Annotated in this window: 1 pseudogene; it reads right to left on the minus strand. The window is 61.9% G+C overall.

From position 1 onward, the window contains the following. Positions 1-628: pseudogene (locus HZR81_RS23710) on the minus strand (IS30-like element ISPsp8 family transposase); the annotation flags it as partial.

Consider the following 628-nt stretch of genomic DNA (forward strand, 5'->3'; position numbering starts at 1 on the left):
GGGCATTTGAAGTCGAAGCGCTTGCGCGGTCGCATGTTCAGTTGCAGCGCAATGGCGTCCAGCTCCTCCTGGCTATGTACCGACAGGTCTGTGCCCTTGGGCAAGTACTGGCGAATCAGGCCGTTGATGTTTTCGTTGCTGCCGCGCTGCCAGGGGCTGTGCGGGTCGCAGAAGTAGATCGCCACGCCGGTTCTTTGGGTGATCTCGGCGTGTCGCGCCATCTCCCGGCCCTGGTCGTAAGTCATGCTCTTGCGCATCTCCAGCGGCATGCTATTGAGCGCGGCGCTGAAGCCTTCCAGCGCCGAAGTCGCCGTCGCGTCGTTCATCTTCACCAACATCAGGTACCCACTGGTGCGTTCCACCAGCGTACCGACGGACGAGGCGTTGGCCTTACCCTTGATGAGGTCGCCTTCCCAATGCCCCGGCATCAGCCTGTCTTCAATCTCCGGCGGGCGCACATGAATACTGACCATCTCGGGGATCTGGCCGCGCCGATCCACGCCACCAGAGCGCGGCCGGCGCGTCGTCTTGCCTTGGCGCAGACAGATGATCAGCTCCTTACGCAGCTCACCCACTGGCAGGGCATAGATCGCGTTGTAGATCGTCTCGCGACAGACGTAGGCATCTC

Origin of the sequence: Pseudomonas sp. LM13 (genome assembly GCF_041381355.1) — a bacterium.
GTDB lineage: Bacteria > Pseudomonadota > Gammaproteobacteria > Pseudomonadales > Pseudomonadaceae > Stutzerimonas > Stutzerimonas frequens.